Origin of the sequence: Chryseobacterium sp. SIMBA_029, assembly GCF_046535275.1 — a bacterium.
Taxonomy (GTDB): domain Bacteria; phylum Bacteroidota; class Bacteroidia; order Flavobacteriales; family Weeksellaceae; genus Chryseobacterium.
Window position 1 is genome coordinate 1 of the sequence record NZ_JAWRXA010000002.1, and the last position, 19,295, is coordinate 19,295.

Genomic DNA, 19,295 nt, shown 5'->3' on the forward strand with positions numbered 1-19,295 from the left:
CGCTTGACATACTGGGTTTCTAAATGTTCTTCCATAACGATTCTTTTTTTGTGTATCGATATTTCAGGACTAGACAATCCACTAATAAAAAAGAACCGCCACAATATTGTGACGGTTCTTTTCATAAAGAAAATAAATTTTCTACATTTATAAAACAATCAAACAGCTAATCAGCAGACATCCTACCGTTTTTTGCTGAGGTTTTTGTTTACCCATAAAAAATCCGACCAATGAACTCATCAGAAAAAGACATCCCCATCCATCATCTCACTTCGCAGCCGTTTCTGCTGACTACCCTGGGTACAGGACATCCGGAGAATTTTAATGATGTCCATAGGCATAATTTCTTCGAGATTATCTGGTTCAGACACGTGAAGGAGAACAGCAGTTTAGAACTGGATTTTGAACACCATACCCTCAAAAATAATCAGATCTGTATCATTGCACCGGGACAAGTCTTTAATATGAAACTCAGAGGTGAAGAAGGATATGTATTGGCCATAAGCCGGGAGATATTTAAAGAAGCTTGCGATATCGAAACAATTCTTGCAGGGGGAACGTGTCCTTTTTCTTTAGATCCTCAAAGTGCAGAAACCTGCAATACTATTATCTCGCTTATGGAACAGGAATATACTGGTGCATCAAGGATCGATTTATTAAAAACTTACCTCAGAGCATTTTGTATCATTAGTACGGAGCAGATCAATCTGCAGGATCCTTCAATCAATGACAGGCAGCGCATCCAAAAGTTGGTAAGCTTAATCGAAGAACATTATACCATTCAGAGAGACACCCGTTTTTATGCAGATCAGATAAAAGTAAGCACGCATCACCTCAACGATATTGCCCGTTTCTCAAGAGGAACAACCGTGAAAAAGATGATCGCCCAACGGCTTTTGCTTGAAGCAAAAAGAGAACTTAGCTTCGGAGTTTTAAGCGTTAAAGAAATTGCTTTTAAATTAGGATTCAGTGATGCTTCTTATTTCTCCCGTTTTTTCAAGAAACATACCGATCAAAATCCTGATGGTTTTAAGGTTGGAAAAGGCTAATCTTCAGAAAGTTATTTTACATTCATTTTAAAATAGGGATTATCTCAAGAATGCGTCAATTATAATCCTCAGTTTGTGCTAGTCTTCCTTCACTTATTATATTGAAAGGTATTGGATTTTAAAGGAATTTTGCAGACAGAAAAACCGCTTTGCGGATACCTTGTTTTATGAGAAATTTAAGTATTGTAGTGTTTATTCTGGCACTGCTCAACACCCTGGAATCATTAAGTATAGACCTTTATCTGCCGGCTTTTCCAAGGATGGCCCAGATTTTCCAGACCGATATAGGGCATATCCAGATCTCAATTTCTGTTTTTTTTGCAGGATTTGCTTTTGGACAGTTGCTTTGGGGACCCTTGTCAGATAAGACAGGACGTAAACCAATGCTGTACTGCGGACTTTTGCTTTTTATTCTGGGCGCTACAGCGATATTTTTTACAGAAAACATTTATATGCTTTGGACTATGCGTTTTCTGCAGGCCTTTGGTGGAAGTGCCGGGATTGTTATTGGGCGCGCTATTGTGATTGATCTTTATGACAAACAAAAATCCGTCACTATTTTTTCACAGCAGTCTCAGATAAGCGGTATTGCTCCGATTGTTGCTCCGTTGCTGGGAAGCGTATTTCTCAAGTTCTGGGGGTGGAACAGCTCATTTGCTTTTTTGAGTATAATGGGTCTTTTAACCCTGTTAATGGTATATAAATACGTCCCCGAAACCAATTCAAGAGTGACGCTTTCTGATCATACAGAAGATGAAAAAGGATTAAAGGATCACCTAAAAATAATACTTTCCAATAAAGAATTTATCAACAGCACGATGATAGGGAGTATTGCCTTTGCCTCTTTGATCATTTATATTTCTAATGCGCCATTTTTATTTATGAAGATCCATGGGTTTTCCAGTGGTACTTTCAGTTTGATATTTGGTTTCAATTCACTGGCATTAATAACAGCAGCCTATCTTACCCCTAGATTAATAAAGAGAATAAGCGATACAAAACTTTTACTGACAGCTACGATTGTATTGCTGGTGGTATGCAGTCTTCACATTCTGATAGCAGCTTCAGATATTTCCGTTGTTCTGGAAATTATGATGCTGTATCTGTCATTGTTTGCGATAGGAGTTTTGTTTCCTATTACATCAGCTCATGCTTTGTCACCTTTTAAAGAAGGGCGGGGGACCGCAGCGGCGGTAATGGGATTTATGCAGCTTATGGTTACTTTTTTACTTTCAGGGCTGGCTGGTTTCCTGGAGGCAGATTCTATAATGCCGATGGTTATTCTACGTGCCGGGATTGCATTAATTGCCGTTTGGTTTGCATACCGCTCATTTAAAAACAAAAAAATAACCATATAAAAAGGGCTGTTATTGTCAGAATATAGCATTAATAACAAAATCTGAGAATGATCTTATCCTGCCACCATTCCTTCTCATCATAGCATTCCGGCACTTAATCAAGTAATTTTTGTAAAAAAACACTAAAGACCTCTCTTTGTGAAAATTTTTACAACATGAAGAGAAGCCTTTTGGCCGCTTTTTGCTTACTGGTATCAGCAGGCAGCAGAGTAGATGCCCAATCCGGAATTTCCGGCGAACTCAAAACGGAATATATTCCCCATTCAAGTTATATACGTCCCGAAGACAGTGTAAAGACAGATTCTAAAAGCGATTTTAAAAGAGTTGACTTAAGTCTCAGTATTCCATTGTCAGTGAAGAAAAATGATGCAGGCAAAGTAAAAGCGTGGTCTTTATTGCTCAACAGTTCTTATGCTAAAATGTCCCACAGAAATTATGAAACCCAGGTGTTTCCCAATCAGATGCTCAATGCGCAGGTGGGTCTTCAGCATATGAGACCGTTGGGAGAAAAATGGAGTATGATGATGACAGCCTCCGTTGGAGTATATACCGATATGGAAAACATTGATTTCAACGATGTTCTGGGGCAGGGTGGTATCCTTTTTATAAAACACTTCAGTCCTAATCTTGCGCTTGGGGGCGGTCCGGTCCTGACAACAGCATTTGGGGTTCCCATGATTATGCCATGGATCTATTTTGACTGGAAAACAGGAAGTAAGATTAAATTTAACATCAATTTTCCTGAAGGAATGGAAGCCGGATATCAGTTCTCAGATAAATTTGCTTTGAAAGCCGCAGTAGGTTTAAACGGGATGACAGTGGAAAGAAATAAAGGCGGAAAATCTACCTTATTGGGATATCAGCAGATTACGGCGGGATTACGGCCTGAGCTCAGGCTCAGCGAATCGCTAAGCCTGAGGATCACTGGTGGAACCGCATTGCTGAGAAGCTTTAATGAAAATGACCGCAAGATAAAAAGTATTTTCAAAACAAAGAAAATGGAAGATCCCCGGTTTGCAAGCACATTTTATGTAGCAGTAGCATTGCGTTGGAATCTTCCGTAATTTATTTGCTGATGAGCTTCTTATACACCACCTGATTCAGCAATTCCTCCTTGCGGGTCCTGGAAATAGGAAGCTCAATTTTATTGATGTATAACCGTCCTCCGGAAATCATATCAATGTGCGTGATATTAATTAAAAATGATTTATGAATCCTGAAAAAATGCTCCGTTGAAAGAGATTCTTCAATCGCTTTCATCGTCTGATGGATGACGATCGATTTATCCTTAAAATGCAGTTTGGTATAATTCTGCATACTTTCAATAAATAAAATATCTACCCAGGACACCTTTATAAATGTATCGGATTGCCGGACATATAAAAACGGATCATCCAGCTGGGTGTTTCTTTTTATTTTTTCAGTCAGGATAAATTGCTGCTGTGCCTTATTCACCGCCTGATAAAAACGATTGAAAGCAATCGGTTTCAGGAGATAATCTACCACTTGCAGTCTGTAGCCTTCCAAGGCATACTCGGAATATGCCGTAGCAAGAATACATAAAGGAGGATTCTCCAGCTGCTCCAGAAACTCCAGCCCAGTCAGATAAGGCATATTGATATCCAGAAAAATCAAATCAATGTGTTGTCCCTGAACTTTAGCCTTCGCTTCCAGAGCAGTTGCACAGGTGTCTACAACCTCTAGAAAGTCGATTTGACCGGCCATTTCTTTAAGGTGAAACCTTGCAAGCGGTTCATCGTCTATAATGATACACTTCATTTTTGGAAGATTATTATTGGTCATTTTCTTGAGATAAAAATAAAATTAAAGATACTTTGTAAACATTTTCATCAGATTCAATCTTTAGCGTATGTGAATCCGGATATTGAAGATTAAGGCGTTTTTTTACGTTCTGAAGTCCTATTCCATGAGCACTGTCTTTCTTTTGGTAAGAAGTGATACTGGAATAAGAATTTTCTACATAAAAGGAAAGACAATTATTTTCTTCTTTACAAGAGATCATAATATAGCCCCTGTGTCCCGGTAAGCGGCACACATATTTAAATGCATTTTCAATAAAAGGAACGAGGAGAAGCGGCATTATATAAACTTTTTTATTGCTAATTTCCCAGGTTGCGCGTACATCCAGTTCATTTCCCCATCTTAGTTTTTCAACTTCTACCAGATCCTGCAGATATTGAACTTCTTTATTAAGGATGACGTGGCTTTGATTACAGTCATATAATTGATACCTCAGGATGTCAGAAAACTTAAGCAGAAGAAAAGACGCCAGCTCCGTATTGGTTTTCATTAAAATATGAATATGATTCAGAATATTGAATACCACATGCGGGTTAATCTGGTCCTGCAACATTTTCAGCTGATTCTCTAAATGAGCTTGCTGTAGAAGAATATGGTCCCGCTCTATTTTTCCGTGCTCCAGATAAAACCGGATACCACACGCCGTCCCGTTGATTAAAAGAGATGCTGGAATTGATAGATAAAATCCTTTCCATAAGACCGCAAGATGCTCTGAAAAGATTGGCGGGAGAGGCGTTTTAGGATCAATATTAATATAGGCGAATACAAATGAAAAGATAAAACTCAATAAAAAAATTACAATAATAGCTTCTATTAGAAATTGATTCATCTTTTTGAACGCCAGTGCTTTAGGTAGTAGTCTGTCAGTTAGGAAATGAGCTAAAATAAAAGAGCTTATCAGAATGATAGATGTCTGAATAAAGGCATTATACATTCCGGCATCTACCTGGATTTGTATCCAGATCGCCATTCCGAAAACAAGCCAGAAAATAATAACAAGAGTGTGTTTTTTTAGAACAAAAGGTGTTGCCATAGATGAGCTAAATTGATTATAAAAAAGTTAGAAACTACAGAAATGCAGTTTCTAACGGGTAAAGGTAATTTAAGTTTTTAGAAAAGGAAATATCCGATTCCAAGTGAAATACTGTGGGGTTTGGATTTAAATTCTTTACTGATGCTGGAAAGTCCTGTTTCATATCTAAGATCCATTGTAAAGTTTTTATAATCCATTCCGACGCCTCCTGTAATTCCGATATTGGACTTATCAAATTTTTTAAAACCTTCCCGAAGCGCTTGTGAATTCGACACATTATCTTTGAAGGTATAACTGTATACACCGCCGGCGAATAGTCTAACGTTGAAATCTTTGGCATTGATGAATTTATAACCCGCTACAATAGGAATATCGATAGAATTCCATTGAAGTTTTGCGGCATTTCCTTCTTTGAAATCATAAGACGTTTTTCTTGTATTAAATAAAGCTTCCCCCTGCACATACATCCGCCCAAGATCAACCCTTGTCATAATGCCTGCCTGATAGCCAAGCCCATATTTCCCTTTGAGATCTGAAGATCCCGCATCTGTCTTTGTAAAGTTGGTGCCCGCTTTGATTCCGATATGAAAGGCTGGGGTTTGCTGTGCCCTGGTCTCTACAGAACAGGTAATACATACTAAAAGAGAGCTTACTGCTAAAAATCGTTGTTTCATAAGATATTTTTAAAATCTGATGCAAAACAACACATCGGACAAACGAATTAAAATTTTATTTGATGAATGGTAAACAGGGTTTGACCAAAAACAACGTGTATCTGAAAAACTAAACCCTGCCACAGGACGCAGCAGGGTTTATGATGTATATTAATGTAGACGCTAAGGTTTAAACTCAACTGGGAAATTAACCACAGAAGATACAGGCTGGCCGTTACTTTCTGCCGGTTTCCATTTACCCTGGTCTTTAATACGGTAAAATGCAGCAAGGATGAACAGGTTGATGTCTTCATTTTTGCCATTGTTAACCTTAGCTCCGTATAGATTTCCTTTAGAATCCACTACAAATGATAATACTGCCTTATAAGGTTCCGAAGCGAAATTCGCAAGGGAAAGAGCAAGAGTCTCATTAAAAAGCTTTTTGAAAGAGGCTATTCCCTTTTCATAAGCTGCTTCCTTAGAGATTTTGGGCATTACCGGAGATGGAGTATCCTTTATCGTCTTTTTTTGTTCTTCCTCAATTTTTTCCAGAGCGTTTCTGTACGTTGCTACTCTTTCTTCCGTAAGATGCCACTCCCGCTTAGTTCTTTCATCATTAGCCTTAGGATACTTTGTGTATAATGCCTTTATTTTTCTGTCATAGCGTACATCCGCCTTCTCAAATTCAGATACCTGCGCATAACTGAAGGACAGCATAAGAATACCGGCTAAAGCTAATAATTTTTTCATGTCTAAGCTTTTACAATATTGATAATTACTTCAACCGCTTTTTCCATACTTTCCAGTGCTACATATTCGTAAGGTCCGTGGAAGTTAAGCCCGCCCGCAAAAATATTAGGACAAGGAAGACCCATATAAGATAACTGGGCACCATCTGTTCCTCCTCGGATTGCTTTTATTTTAGGTTCAATATTGGCCTCTTTCATCGCTTTGGCAGCAAGGTCTACAATGTGCATCTTACCTTCAAACTGCTGCTTCATATTGCGGTATTGTTCCTTAATCTCAACTTCTGCGGTTCCAGCACCATGTTTTTGATTAAACTCGGCCACTTTCTCTTCCATAAATTTCTTTCTGACCTCGAATTTCTCTTCATTATGATCACGGATAATGTACTGAAGTTTAGCCTCAGAAATATCAGCGGTAATATCCATTAAATGATAAAATCCGTCAAAACCTTTAGTCGTGGAAGGCGTTTCATTAGCCGGAAGAGACTGTACAAATTCAGCAGCCAAAAGACCCGCATTGATCATTTTTCCAAACGCATATCCGGGATGTACGCTTAGTCCATGGATTTTTACCACAGCTCCCGCAGCGTTAAAGTTCTCATATTCCAGTTCGCCAACTTCTCCGCCATCCATGGTATAAGCCCATTCAGCACCGAATTTGGCAACATCAAATTTATGAGCCCCTCTTCCGATTTCTTCATCAGGAGTAAAACCGATTGCGATTCTTCCGTGTTTGATTTCCGGATGAGCGATCAGGTATTCCGCTGCGGTTACAATCTCTGCACAACCAGCTTTATCATCAGCTCCAAGAAGCGTATTCCCGTCTGTAGTGATCAATGTTTGACCGATATATTTTTTTAAACTTTCAAATTTTGAAGGCGATAAAGTGAATCCTGTTGTTTGATTTAAAACCAGATCACTTCCATCATAATTTTCCCATATCTGAGGATTTACATGTTCTCCGTTGAAATCCGGAGAAGTGTCATAATGAGAAATAAATCCAATCGTTGGTGTGTTGTCATTTTCCAGATTAGAAGGTACATATCCCATAATATAACCATTGTCATCAATAGAAACATTTTCTAAGCCGATTGTCCTTAATTCTTCAACAATGTATTTCGCAATGTCCCACTGTTGTGGGGTAGACGGAGTAGCTTCGCTCTCTGCATCACTGGTTGAATATATTTTTACATAGCTAAGAAAACGGTTCAGTAGCTTTTCTTTCCACAATGGGTTGAATTCTATAGTACTCATTTGATATCAAAAATTTTAACAAAGTTAGCAAATTTGGTGCTCAGAACAGGTTATTTGCGCATGAATATCAAGTATTGAAATTATAAATCATATATAAATCATTGAAAATCAAAATAATGTTAGCTTTGTAGAACGCTGACAAGAAATTGTTTAGTTTTATTATATTTGATAAAATCAAAATGTGCCAATGTTTCTAACTGAATGCCCGAGAGATGCCATGCAGGGCTGGGGAGAATTTATCCCGACTCAAAAAAAAATAGACTATATCAACTCTCTGATGGAAGTTGGTTTTGATGTCTTAGATAGTCTGAGTTTTGTTTCTCCTAAAGCAATCCCTCAGATGGCCGATTCTGATGAGGTTGCTGAAAATATTGATAAATCGCTATCCAATACTAAAATTTCTGCCATTATCGGAAATTACAGAGGAGCTGAAAAAGCATTAAAACATCAGACTGTAGATATTCTGGGGTTTCCTTTCTCTATTTCTGAAACCTTTCAGCATAGAAATACCAATAAAAACCAGGAAGAAGCCTTTAATGAAGTGCTTAGAATTCTTGAACTTACCCAAAGTGAAAACAGAGAACTGAACATTTATTTCTCAATGGCATTTGGAAATCCTTACGGAGAAATGTGGAAATGGGAAGAGGTAGATTACTGGGCACAAAGATTTTCAGAAATCGGAATTAAAAATATCTTATTGTCTGATACAACAGGAGTTGCTACACCGGAGACGATCTCTCTTTTATTTGATAAGATCCCTTCGAAATATCCTGATATTCATTTTGGAGGACATTTTCATAACCGATATGAAGATTCTTATTCAAAATTAAAAGCAGCATATGATAAAGGGTGCAGAAGATTTGACAGTGCCATTAAAGGAATTGGCGGATGTCCGATGGCCAAAGATGACCTGGTAGGAAATATGCCTACGGAGCAGGTGATCAACTTTATGAGCGTAGAAAAAGTAGATCATAATCTGAATTTGTTAAACTTCGAAAGCTCATATAACCGGGCTAAGGATATTTTTCATTTTTAAATTATAATCAATAAAAACATCAATAGAGGCGGGCTTTAGCCCGCCTTAAAAATAGATCAAACCATAAAACAGAATACCATGTCTCCAATTATTTCAGTTTCCGAATTAAAGGAAAATTTCCAAAAAGAAAATCTTGTTATTCTTGATGGAAGAGTTGGAAAAGATATTGCTCAAACTTATCTTCAAAACCATATTAAGGGAGCAAGATTCATAGACCTTGATAAAGATCTTGCAGAGATCGGTACAGATGCTGCTTTTGGAGGAAGGCACCCGCTTCCGGATATTCAAAAATTTGCAGAAACACTTTCAAATGCAGGAATTTCTGAAAGATCTCATGTCATTATTTATGATGATAAAAATGGGGGGAATGCCGCTGCAAGAGCCTGGTGGATGCTGAAATCTTTTGGAATCGACAATGTTCAGGTTTTAAATGGCGGAATTCAGGCTGCAGAGAAAGAAGGAGTAGAATTTTCATCTGGAAATGAACATTTTGAGAAAACTTCATTGCTTAAGAAAGATCAGTGGCTTCTTCCTGTTGTAAATCTGGAAGAGGTTGAAAATGAATTGGAAAAACGTTCTTCAACGGTTATTGACGTAAGAGATGCCTACCGTTATAAAGGAGAATCTGAACCAATAGATTTAGTGGCCGGACATATTCCAGGAGCTATTAATATTCCTTTTTCTGAAAATCTTGATGAAGCCGGAAACTTTCTGTCACCTGAAGTTTTAAAAGAAAAATACTCGAAATTGCTGGAAAATACTTCTAAGGATTTGATCATTCATTGTGGATCAGGGGTTACGGCGTGTCATACGATATTAGCCCTGTATTATGCTGGATTTGAGATTCCTAAGTTATATGTAGGTTCCTGGAGTGAATGGAGTAGAAGGGAAGGCAAAGAAATTGCAAAAGAAATATAATCCATCTGTTTTTGATGGTATAAAAATAAAAGGCTGTCAAAAATGACAGCCTTTTGTATGGTATTTGAGAATTAAAGCATTCCCAGTTCAAACTTCGCTTCCTCGCTCATCATATCCTTATTCCAGCTAGGTTCAAAAGTAAGCTCTAAATCAACGCTTTTTACACCCTCTACTTCTGCAGCCTTATCTTTAACTTCCTGAGGCAGTGTTTCAGCAACAGGGCAGTTTGGAGTGGTAAGCGTCATGATAATTTTTACATCACCCTCATCGGAGATCTGTACATCGTATATCAGTCCGAGTTCGTAAATATCCACGGGAATTTCCGGGTCGTAAACGGTTTTAAGTACACTTATAATCTCTTCTCCGATATCAGCAATTTGATCGTCTGTAAATTTCATTTTTTAATCTAGATTGATATTCCTTTTCAACAAATCTTCCTGACGCATACGCCGGAAAACATTTGCCAAAGTTAAGACATCTTTTTCACAATAGTCAACTATTCGCTGCAAGTCTTTTTCTATGTAGTAGATTGATGAAACCATTGAGCCGTCTATATCATCCTTAGGAGTGGGAATTCCGAATACATGAGCCAGCAATTCAAGAGAAACAAAGCTTTTATAATCTCCGAATTTCCAAAGTTCCATCGTATCAATATGAGGAATTTCCCAAGGCTTCTTTCCAAACATCTGGAAAGGAACGGGGGGCTGGAGCCCATTGATCAGAAACCTCCTTGCGATCCAGGGAAAGTCAAATTCTTTCCCATTATGGGCACAGAGAATGATGTCCCGAAGTCTTGGGCTATTAAAAATTTCACCGAATTCCTGAAGCATCTTTTTTTCATCATGTCCCGAAAAGCTTTTGATTTTCAATGTTTCATTTTTTTCAAGCATTCCGATAGTGATACAGATGATTTTACCGAATTCGGCCATTATACCGGCCCGGTCATAAAATTCTGCTGCAGAAATATCATCTTTTCGCTGGAATTTTGTTTTTTTATCCCAGAGTTTTTGATCTGTTTCTGGAAGCTCTTCCCATGATCCTGACTGTGGAACGGTTTCAATATCAATAAATAAGACTTTTTCTAAAGGAATATTTTGTATCATGTGTGTTGGTTTTATTATCCGACCTGCATTCCGTTGGTTACAGGTAATGAAGCTGTTAACAGAGTGACATCACTTTTGTTTTCTCCATATACGCCCAAGACTAAGCACTCACTGAAAAAATTAGCGATCTGTTTTTTAGGGAAATTCACCACGGCTAAAATTTGTTTTCCTACCAATTCTTCTTTGGTGTATAATGAAGTGATCTGTGCGGATGATTTTTTGATGCCCAGATCTCCAAAATCTATTTCCAGCTGATAAGAAGGATTTCTGGCTTTTTCAAAATCATCGACAGAGATTATCGTTCCGCATCTGATGTCTATTTTTTCAAAATCCGTCCAGGATATTTCTGGTTTTATTATCATGATAATGAGTTGATTAAGTTTTCTATTTCTGTTTTCTGTTCTGCATACTTTTGCTGCAAGGTAGAACCTTCACCCATTCTTCTGTAATATTCCAAGGCTTTGTTTCCGAAGAATTTTTTATGAAAATCCGTAACCTCAGGGATCTGAGGAAAAACTTTATGGAAAAGCATTTCAGAATATGCCTGAAATTCTCTTTCATTCTTATCTTCAATAACTTGTCCCGGCGCCTTTTGGCGTACATGGAGCATTTCGTGGGCAATCATATTCAGGACGAGACTCAGATCAAAATCAAACAGGTTTCTAGGAATCATCACTTTTTGAGGTTTCTCCAGCTCTCCTTCTGCCGTCAGAAGCATTGAATTCGGGGAAAGCTCTGCCCGAAAGCCAAATCCACCAAAGTTTTCATGCTCTAATCCAAAAGAATGAATTAAAAATTGTGCTGCGTCTATGATCTGGTCGTGTTCTTTATAAGCATCAAGATGCAGATTGATCTGTTCGAAGTTCATTCAGAATATGTTTTAAACAAATGTATTAAAATATTGAAAAATAGAATGAATTTGAAAAGAGTAAAATTGTTTTTGCTCCGTAAACTATACCATTTTTAAAAATAAAATCAATTGAATTTCAAGTAGGTAAACTAAATTTTACACTCTTTAAATCAGTTATTTGCGAAATTTTTCATCTTTTTTAAACATTTCGATGCAAGATTTTTCTAAAGCCGGGTTTATATAGATGAGTACTCAAAAAATAATAATGTTTAATGTAAAAAATAATGTAATGAAGAAATTGACAGTGCTTAAGGCTTTAACAGCTGTTTTAATTGTATGGGTAAGCTTTTCTATGATCTCTTGTAAAGATGATGATGTTGAAATTGTGCCCGTAAAATTAGAAGATGTTAATGGCAATTATAAAGGGAGGCTCATAACCACTCAGGGAATTATGAAGACTGAGAAAATAGTAGATTTTAAAGTAAAAAAAGATACCGTCGCATTTGCTGAATTTCCGATTGGGGAAATTGTAAAATCGGTAGTGAAAGATCCTGTAAAAGCAGAATCAGCTATAAAAGCTATAGGGAAAGTAAAATACAATCTAGAGTTTGCTTCAAAAATAAACACAGATAAAAATGTCGTAGAACTAAGTTTTGCACCAAACACGCTGGAAATTCAGATTCCTGTAGATGGGGTCAATAAAAAAACAGTAGTTACCATTGCTGCTAAACAGAAAGGGTTTTATGTAGGGCAGGACCGATCTCTACGATATGGATTGCTGGCAGAAAAAATAACGGTTGATGGAACACCACTCAGTACATATGAGATTATTAATTACGATTTTCCTTACTGTATTAAGAACTAAATAATAGATGCTGTGAAAATAGATTGTGTTTTTATAAGATGCAATCTATTTTTGCTTTACAATTTTAATCAGTCGTTCAAGAGGACGCGGCGATAGTACATGGAAGAAAACAAGGAGCAGATTTTGGTACAACACCTTCTATTGAAGGAAGAAACCGCGTGGAAAGAGCTTTTCGGAGCATATTCCCGGAATCTTACCTATGTGTGTTCCCGTTATATCATTGGAAAGGAAGATGTCCATGATGTTCTTCAAAACAGTTTTATTAAAATGTTCCGTTCGATAGAGTCTTTTGAATACCGGGGCAATGGTTCCCTGAAAGCATGGATGACCAGAATTGTTGTCAACGAATCGTTGAAATATCTTAAGCAAAATACAGAATTAAAGTATGTTAACCATGAATTTGAATTTCCTGATATCCCTAATGAAGAAGAACCTAATCTTGAAGAGATCCCGCAGACTGTGATTATGAAAATGATCCGGCTGCTTCCTGATGGATACAGAACTGTTTTCAATCTGTATGTATTTGAGGAAAAAAGCCATAAAGAAATCGCAATGCTTTTAGGAATAGCAGAAAACTCTTCCGCTTCCCAGTTTCATAGGGCTAAAGCAATGCTTGCTCAGAAAATTAAAGAATATAAAATGTCAAAAAAAGCGCAATATGAGTAATCAATGGTTAAATGATCTGCGCAAAAAAATGGAAGATCATGAACAGGATGTTCCGGATGGACTGTGGGAAAATATTGGAAATGAATTATTCTCTGATGAGGATGAAAATATGATCCCAGGTATTATTATGGAAGATGATCCTCAAGAAGTACAAAAAGGTTCAGGTTCCAGGAATCCATCTTTGCTTTACCGGATTAGTGGTATTGCGGCTTCTATTGTAATGATCTTTTTTGTGAGCAAAAAACTTTGGGATTCAGATTCTGAAAAGGAATCCGTAAAGAAAGTTGCAATATCTCAAACAAAGAATAAAAAAGCAGAGTATAATAATCCATTGAATAATCCAAAAAAATCAAATACTGAATGGTATTCAGGTTCTGGTATCGATTTAAAAAATAATAATTTAAGTCATTCCATAGAAAGCTCAACTTTAAATGATATTGCTTATAGAAATATTGAAAATACTACCATAAATAGGAGTACAGATGTTTTTGAAAATGCGAAAATTGATATTCAGAATACAGAAAATTTATTCACTAAAAATAATACGATAATAGAAAATAGTTCTCCTGTCAATGAGAATAAAGAAACCGATAGCGAAGAGCTTATAACTCAACCGGAAAGCAAATTACAGGAAAATTATGCTGCCGTTGAAAAAATGAAATCGGGAAAAAAACATAGTAAAAAAGCATGGATGCTGAGCATGCTGACCGGAAATGCATCCTCCAATGCTACTGAACAACAATTTCCCGGATATGCTACTATGAGTGGAAGCCCGATGAGCGTCGATCAGGTGTGGAGTAGTGCCAATTATGACGATGATCCTTTGATGGAAATATTATTAGCCAATCAAAATGAGCAGGTTGAAGCAAAGCTCAGACATAAAATTCCTATTACATTAGGAGTTTCTCTTTACTATAATTTAGGAAAAAAATGGGGAATAGGAACGGGAATTAATTATACCAAGCTTTCATCCGAGCTGCATTCCGGAAGTGCTTCCAATTATATAAAAGGCGATCAGTCTGTTCATTATCTGGGCGTACCGGTTCAGGTCAATTATACGATCATTAAAAAAGGGTCATTTACGGGATATGCTACTGCGGGAGCCCTTGTTGAAAAAGCTGTAGCGGGAAAGCTTAGGACAAAATATATAGTCAATGATGAGATAAAGGAGACTTCAGAAGAACAACTGAATATAAAACCCGTACAGTTTTCCGTCAATACCGGAATTGGGCTACAGCTCAAAGTTATCGATAAGTTTGGCATTTATGCAGAGCCGGGTATTGGATATCATTTCAAAGATAACAGTGCCCTTAATACCATTTATAAAGAAAAACCTCTGAATTTCAATGTGAAATTCGGCATCAGACTGATGATCGACTGATGAAGCGTACTTACTAAGAAACATCACCCAATAAATATTTTTAATATGAAAACAAAACTAATTCTTTTCGCTTTTTTATTCTTTAGTATATTGAATATCAGAGCGCAATGTGTTCCGGTTATTACCAGCCCAAGGCTTGGAGCTCAATTTGCAGATAAAATTGTATTCTGCGGTACAGAAACTGAAACCATGTCAACCACTCAAGTATTTGCCTCCTATCAATGGTATAAGCAGCAATGGGCCTGGCAATTACCAAATCCTCATCCGTGGGTTGCGGTGCCTGCAGCAACTTCTCAAAGCTTAACGATCAATGGAAATGACGATATGCTTTATAATTTTAAAGTGGTGGTTACCCAGAATGATTGTATGGCAGAAAGTACACCTGTTATGGCCGACGGATTTGCCTATTCTCTTCCTGCAATGCTCACCACCTTTACACCAGGAACCTTTCAGCAGGTTGATGCTGGAGAGTATAACGTTTGTAGCGAGGCTCCCGTGACCTTTGAAAATGTATTTCCTATTTTGTATGGCACTCATACATGGTATAAATGTACACCGGGGGCGATTCCTCCCGTTGCAGGTGACCAATGTATTGTAAGTGGAGTTTCCGGAAGTTCGTATACTGCCACAAAATCTGGGAGCTATGGATTTTATGCCTGTACAGCCTATTGCCCGGATCAGTGTGAGTTTTTAGGATTAGGTGGATTTGTAAAACTGAATTATGGTAACTGGGGCTTTTGCAGTTTAGGAACAGGAGAAACAAAACAGAAACAGAGTACTTTGCAGGTATATCCCAATCCTACAGCACAATTTATTTACATAGGGAAAGAATCCGATAAGGTCTATAAAGAAATCTCAATAGTTGATGTGTCCGGAAAACTTGTTTTGCAGAAGAATGATCATCAATTCAGCCAGGCAATAGATGTCAGCAAGCTGGTGCCTGGGAACTATATTATTGTTTCTAAAGATTCAGCAGGAAATGTATATAAAAATAAATTTATAAAGAAATAGGAAGATCATACTCCTTAGTTAGTTTTTTAATAATTGGTGAGCCGATGCATTTTTGTGTCGGCTTATTTTTAATAAATAAATTTAAAAATTTTGGAAATAATATTAATTTTTTTCAGGTGAAAGAGGAATTTTCCTAAATAAAATATGGATTATTTTTACCTAAAAACACAATCATGCTGATCAAAATTTATGGCAGCGCAATTCATGGCGTTGCTGCACAAACCATTACTATCGAAGTAAATGTAGATACTGGAATAGGCTACCATCTGGTTGGCCTTGCCGATAATGCAATCAAAGAAAGCAGTTATAGGATTTCAGCTGCTTTAAAAAATGTAGGCTATAAAATTCCTGGAAAGAAAATTACTATCAATATGGCACCTGCCGATCTTCGGAAAGAGGGTGCAGCCTATGACTTGAGCATTGCTGTTGGCATCTTGGCGGCTTCAGATCAGATTCTGGCTGAAAATATTCAGGACTATGTCATTATGGGGGAACTTTCCCTGGATGGAAGTTTACAGCCCATCAGAGGAGTTCTTCCCATTGCCATCCAGGCTAGAGAAGAAGGTTTTAAAGGAATCATCCTTCCGATGCAAAATACCCGTGAAGCTGCGATTGTGAACAATATCGACGTATATGGAGCGGAAAATATCAAAGAAGTCATTGACTTTTTTAATGAAGGGAAAGCATTGCAGAAAGTAACGCTGGATACAAAAAAAGAATTTCAGGAAAGAATAAATGACTTCCCGTTTGACTTTTCTGAAGTAAAGGGCCAGGAAACTGCGAAAAGAGCAATGGAAGTCGCTGCCGCAGGTGGACATAACATCATTCTCATTGGGCCTCCCGGAAGTGGTAAAACAATGTTAGCTAAACGGATTCCTAGTATTTTACCTCCTTTGACGTTAAAAGAAGCACTGGAAACCACAAAGATTCATTCTGTAGCCGGAAAGATGGGAGTAGAAACCTCTTTGATGACTGTTCGTCCTTTTAGATCTCCTCATCATACTATTTCAGATGTGGCTTTGGTTGGTGGTGGAAGCTATCCTCAACCGGGAGAGATTTCTCTTGCTCATAACGGAGTATTATTTCTGGATGAAATGCCAGAATTTAAAAGAACCGTTCTTGAAGTGATGCGGCAGCCTCTTGAAGACCGTGAAGTAACCATTTCAAGAGCACGTTTTACCGTAAACTATCCTGCGAGTTTTATGCTTGTAGCCTCCATGAACCCAAGTCCCAGCGGATTTTTCCCCGACGATCCCAATAATACCTCATCGATATATGAAATGCAGCGCTATATGAACAAACTTTCAGGTCCGCTGCTGGACCGCATTGACATCCATATTGAAGTTCAGAAAGTAGAGTTTGAAAAGCTATCTGAAAAAAGAAAAGGAGAAAAGAGCACCGATATCAGAGCTCGGGTACTATTGGCCCGTGGTATGCAGAACGAACGCTATAAAGATCTTAATATCAGTTATAATGCTCAGATGGGTCCGAAGGAAATCGAAGCGTTTTGTGATTTGGATGAAGCCTCTTTCAATCTTATCAAATTAGCCATGGAAAAATTGAACCTTTCTGCAAGAGCTTATGACAGAATTCTGAAAGTAGCGCGCACGATTGCTGATTTGGAAGGAACTGAGAATATTTTGTCGGATCATGTTTCAGAAGCAATTCAGTATAGAAGTTTAGACCGGGAATTTTGGAACGGCTGATTAAATTAAAAAGAAGTTGAATAATGGAGGAGTGCACAATATCAATAATACAAACAATACATAAACTATTAGAATAACGAAATGACTAAAAAAAAGCATTTCGTTATTCTAATAGTTTATTGTAAATGAGATCTCTTTGTATGAGTTTTTTTTTTCTTATTTTTTATACCTCTGTGAACATTAAGATTACCACAAATGGGCTAAAGTCGTTTGGGTGTAAAATAAAATCTATTAGTATAAAGCTTAGTTATCTCAAGTGTTGTTTTTAATATTCTATACTCCAAGCAAATTTTGCCTCCATTGCTCCTGGAGCCGAGTCTACAACAATATAAAAACTTCCTTCTGAACTCGAATCAATCCACCACTTTTTTGCTTGCCCTAGATTATTTATAGGAGAAATATTTATGCAGTCTAATGGAATAGTAAAAGGAAGCCCATGATTTACAGGGACTCGGTCTTCTGTATCGATAATTTTCACTATTCCGTTTGCTTTATATGGAATATTTGGAACGTTTTCATTAGGTGATAATCGACCTTCATTCACAACCATCCAATCGATTTCAGCAATAGACCCTATAGGTGCATTTACATCAAAAACCAACCCAACTTGGGTTAAATTATTATTATCTATTTTTTTGGATACACTTATAATTTCATAATCTTGTGTATAATTTGGAGTTCCATGTAGGAAAGATATTTCGGAGTTTACAATTATAGGAAACACCTTATAATTAGATTTAACTTTCATAGTAAGAGTAACATACTTTCCAAAATACTTTGATGGTTCTAATAAATTAGTGTAAAACTTTCCGAATTGTGATGTTTGTGTTATTTTAATACTATTACTAATTTTCCCAAAACTACAATTTTGTCCAATATAGCGTTCTATTCTATTAAAGTTATTATCTAAAATGTTAGAGATAAATGATTTTCCATATCTGATAGGCTGAAATTTGTTATCAAATGTTGTAGGTGAATATGGTCTTTTAACAATATTCAAATTGAAATAATGGTTTACCATATTACTTTCATCCTTAATCAACCCTTCTACCCCTCCTACTATAAAGGAATTATTATAACTTCTGATATTAGTTGCTGATAAATCAAGCCAGTAGAAAATGCCAGTTGTCGAATCATTAAAAATTTGAAGATTAGAAAAAACATTTGACATTCCGGATAGTCGTATTCCAATTTTTTCAATATTATCATCTACTTGATCTATAATCCTTAGATCAGTAATTATATTATTAATTATAGAAGTTGAAGGATTTTCCTGAATAAGAAATGCAGTACCAGTAAATCGTTTTATACAACATCCATAAAAAAGATTATGAGTCACCCAAGAATCAGTTGTAATCCCTTCCAGAACTATACCGTTTTTGCAGTTTTCAATATTTACATTTATATTATTATCGTATATCCCACTTGTATCAGAGGTTAGTCTTACTCCTGTAAATTTACCTTGATTATTAGTAGTAGTATTAATAGTACATGAAATAGAATTATTAATGCACTCCCCTAAGCCATTTCCAGTAATTTTGAAAACATCGTTTTCGTTATTTGCATCAATTTCTATTTTTACCTCTTTAATGTTACATCTTTGAGTTCCCTGCAAATCAAAAGGATTAATATTGCCAATTACTTTTATAATCGACTGATTTCCTATTCCTATTATTGATGCATCATATAGTAATTCTCTATCAAGTGTATTGGATAGAATTACAGTTTCAGCATCAATTGTTACTATTTTACTTAAGCTTAATGCCAGGCTTAAGTCACCATTTGCGTCACTAATTTTCATAATTATTTAATTTAATTTTTTATTTATTTATTCTATAAAAGTAA

Annotated in this window: 20 protein-coding genes; 10 read left to right on the plus strand and 10 right to left on the minus strand. The window is 36.8% G+C overall.

Translation table 11 applies throughout. From position 1 onward, the window contains the following. Positions 1-230: 230 nt before the first annotated feature. From SB679_RS03240 to SB679_RS03250, 3 genes are all read left to right on the plus strand, one after another. Entirely contained in the window at positions 231-1,049 is an 819-nt protein-coding gene (locus tag SB679_RS03240) for a helix-turn-helix domain-containing protein (protein ID WP_410700789.1), read from the plus strand. 167 nt (positions 1,050-1,216) lie between these two features. After that, positions 1,217-2,407, plus strand: a complete 1,191-nt coding sequence (locus SB679_RS03245) for a multidrug effflux MFS transporter (RefSeq protein ID WP_410700790.1) — start codon at positions 1,217-1,219, stop codon at positions 2,405-2,407. 155 nt (positions 2,408-2,562) lie between these two features. After that, a complete protein-coding gene (locus SB679_RS03250; protein ID WP_410700791.1) occupies positions 2,563-3,471 on the plus strand; it encodes a DUF6268 family outer membrane beta-barrel protein in 909 nt (302 codons plus the stop codon). Position 3,472: 1 nt separating this feature from the next. Here SB679_RS03250 and SB679_RS03255 read toward each other — a convergent pair whose 3' ends face one another. From SB679_RS03255 to pepT, 5 genes are all read right to left on the minus strand, one after another. Further along, the gene (locus SB679_RS03255) at positions 3,473-4,210 is read right to left on the minus strand and encodes a LytR/AlgR family response regulator transcription factor (RefSeq protein ID WP_410700792.1); all 738 of its coding nucleotides are present in this window, start codon (positions 4,208-4,210) and stop codon (positions 3,473-3,475) included. Further along, positions 4,200-5,261: a sensor histidine kinase gene (locus SB679_RS03260; RefSeq protein WP_410700793.1), complete on the minus strand. Its 1,062-nt coding sequence runs from the start codon at positions 5,259-5,261 to the stop codon at positions 4,200-4,202. The genes SB679_RS03255 and SB679_RS03260 overlap by 11 nt, the downstream gene beginning before the upstream one ends. Before the next feature lie 77 nt (positions 5,262-5,338). Further along, positions 5,339-5,935 carry a porin family protein gene (locus SB679_RS03265; protein ID WP_410700794.1) on the minus strand — a complete coding sequence of 199 codons (597 nt, stop codon included), beginning with the start codon at positions 5,933-5,935 and terminating at the stop codon, positions 5,339-5,341. Positions 5,936-6,097: 162 nt separating this feature from the next. Further along, the gene (locus tag SB679_RS03270) at positions 6,098-6,664 is read right to left on the minus strand and encodes an energy transducer TonB (RefSeq protein WP_410700795.1); all 567 of its coding nucleotides are present in this window, start codon (positions 6,662-6,664) and stop codon (positions 6,098-6,100) included. A gap of 2 nt (positions 6,665-6,666) precedes the next feature. Further along, positions 6,667-7,914: a peptidase T gene (gene pepT, locus SB679_RS03275; RefSeq protein WP_410700796.1), complete on the minus strand. Its 1,248-nt coding sequence runs from the start codon at positions 7,912-7,914 to the stop codon at positions 6,667-6,669. 187 nt (positions 7,915-8,101) lie between these two features. Here pepT and SB679_RS03280 point away from each other — a divergent pair, with 187 nt between their 5' ends. Next, positions 8,102-8,950 (plus strand): hydroxymethylglutaryl-CoA lyase, encoded by an 849-nt coding sequence (locus SB679_RS03280; RefSeq protein WP_410700797.1) that lies wholly within the window; start codon positions 8,102-8,104, stop codon positions 8,948-8,950. Positions 8,951-9,028: 78 nt separating this feature from the next. Next, the gene (locus SB679_RS03285) at positions 9,029-9,868 is read left to right on the plus strand and encodes a sulfurtransferase (RefSeq protein WP_410700798.1); all 840 of its coding nucleotides are present in this window, start codon (positions 9,029-9,031) and stop codon (positions 9,866-9,868) included. 71 nt (positions 9,869-9,939) lie between these two features. Here the strand turns inward: SB679_RS03285 and SB679_RS03290 are convergent, their stop codons facing one another. From SB679_RS03290 to SB679_RS03305, 4 genes are read right to left on the minus strand one after another with little or no spacing between them, the layout of a single operon-like run. Further along, the gene (locus SB679_RS03290) at positions 9,940-10,266 is read right to left on the minus strand and encodes an SUF system Fe-S cluster assembly protein (RefSeq protein ID WP_034708813.1); all 327 of its coding nucleotides are present in this window, start codon (positions 10,264-10,266) and stop codon (positions 9,940-9,942) included. Between the two features lie 3 nt (positions 10,267-10,269). Next, positions 10,270-10,971, minus strand: coding sequence for a 3'-5' exonuclease (locus SB679_RS03295; protein ID WP_410700799.1), 702 nt, complete (start codon positions 10,969-10,971; stop codon positions 10,270-10,272). 14 nt (positions 10,972-10,985) lie between these two features. Continuing rightward, the gene (locus SB679_RS03300; protein WP_410700800.1) at positions 10,986-11,333 is read right to left on the minus strand and encodes a tRNA-binding protein; all 348 of its coding nucleotides are present in this window, start codon (positions 11,331-11,333) and stop codon (positions 10,986-10,988) included. Beyond that, entirely contained in the window at positions 11,330-11,839 is a 510-nt protein-coding gene (locus SB679_RS03305; RefSeq protein WP_410700801.1) for a hypothetical protein, read from the minus strand. The genes SB679_RS03300 and SB679_RS03305 overlap by 4 nt, the downstream gene beginning before the upstream one ends. 271 nt (positions 11,840-12,110) lie before the next feature. Between SB679_RS03305 and SB679_RS03310 the strand changes: the two genes are divergently transcribed. The 5 genes from SB679_RS03310 (at position 12,111) to SB679_RS03330 (ending at position 17,450) form a co-directional block, all read left to right on the plus strand. Next, complete coding sequence (locus tag SB679_RS03310) at positions 12,111-12,686, plus strand: DUF4840 domain-containing protein (RefSeq protein WP_410700802.1); 576 nt, start codon at positions 12,111-12,113, stop codon at positions 12,684-12,686. Positions 12,687-12,785: 99 nt separating this feature from the next. Further along, positions 12,786-13,352, plus strand: a complete 567-nt coding sequence (locus tag SB679_RS03315) for an RNA polymerase sigma factor (protein WP_034708809.1) — start codon at positions 12,786-12,788, stop codon at positions 13,350-13,352. Next, positions 13,345-14,733 (plus strand): outer membrane beta-barrel protein, encoded by a 1,389-nt coding sequence (locus tag SB679_RS03320; protein ID WP_410700803.1) that lies wholly within the window; start codon positions 13,345-13,347, stop codon positions 14,731-14,733. The genes SB679_RS03315 and SB679_RS03320 overlap by 8 nt, the downstream gene beginning before the upstream one ends. Before the next feature lie 45 nt (positions 14,734-14,778). After that, positions 14,779-15,744, plus strand: coding sequence for a T9SS type A sorting domain-containing protein (locus SB679_RS03325; protein ID WP_410700804.1), 966 nt, complete (start codon positions 14,779-14,781; stop codon positions 15,742-15,744). A gap of 173 nt (positions 15,745-15,917) precedes the next feature. Then, positions 15,918-17,450 (plus strand): YifB family Mg chelatase-like AAA ATPase, encoded by a 1,533-nt coding sequence (locus tag SB679_RS03330; RefSeq protein WP_410700805.1) that lies wholly within the window; start codon positions 15,918-15,920, stop codon positions 17,448-17,450. A gap of 265 nt (positions 17,451-17,715) precedes the next feature. Here SB679_RS03330 and SB679_RS03335 read toward each other — a convergent pair whose 3' ends face one another. Further along, a complete protein-coding gene (locus SB679_RS03335; RefSeq protein WP_410700806.1) occupies positions 17,716-19,251 on the minus strand; it encodes a hypothetical protein in 1,536 nt (511 codons plus the stop codon). Positions 19,252-19,295 lie beyond the last annotated feature (44 nt).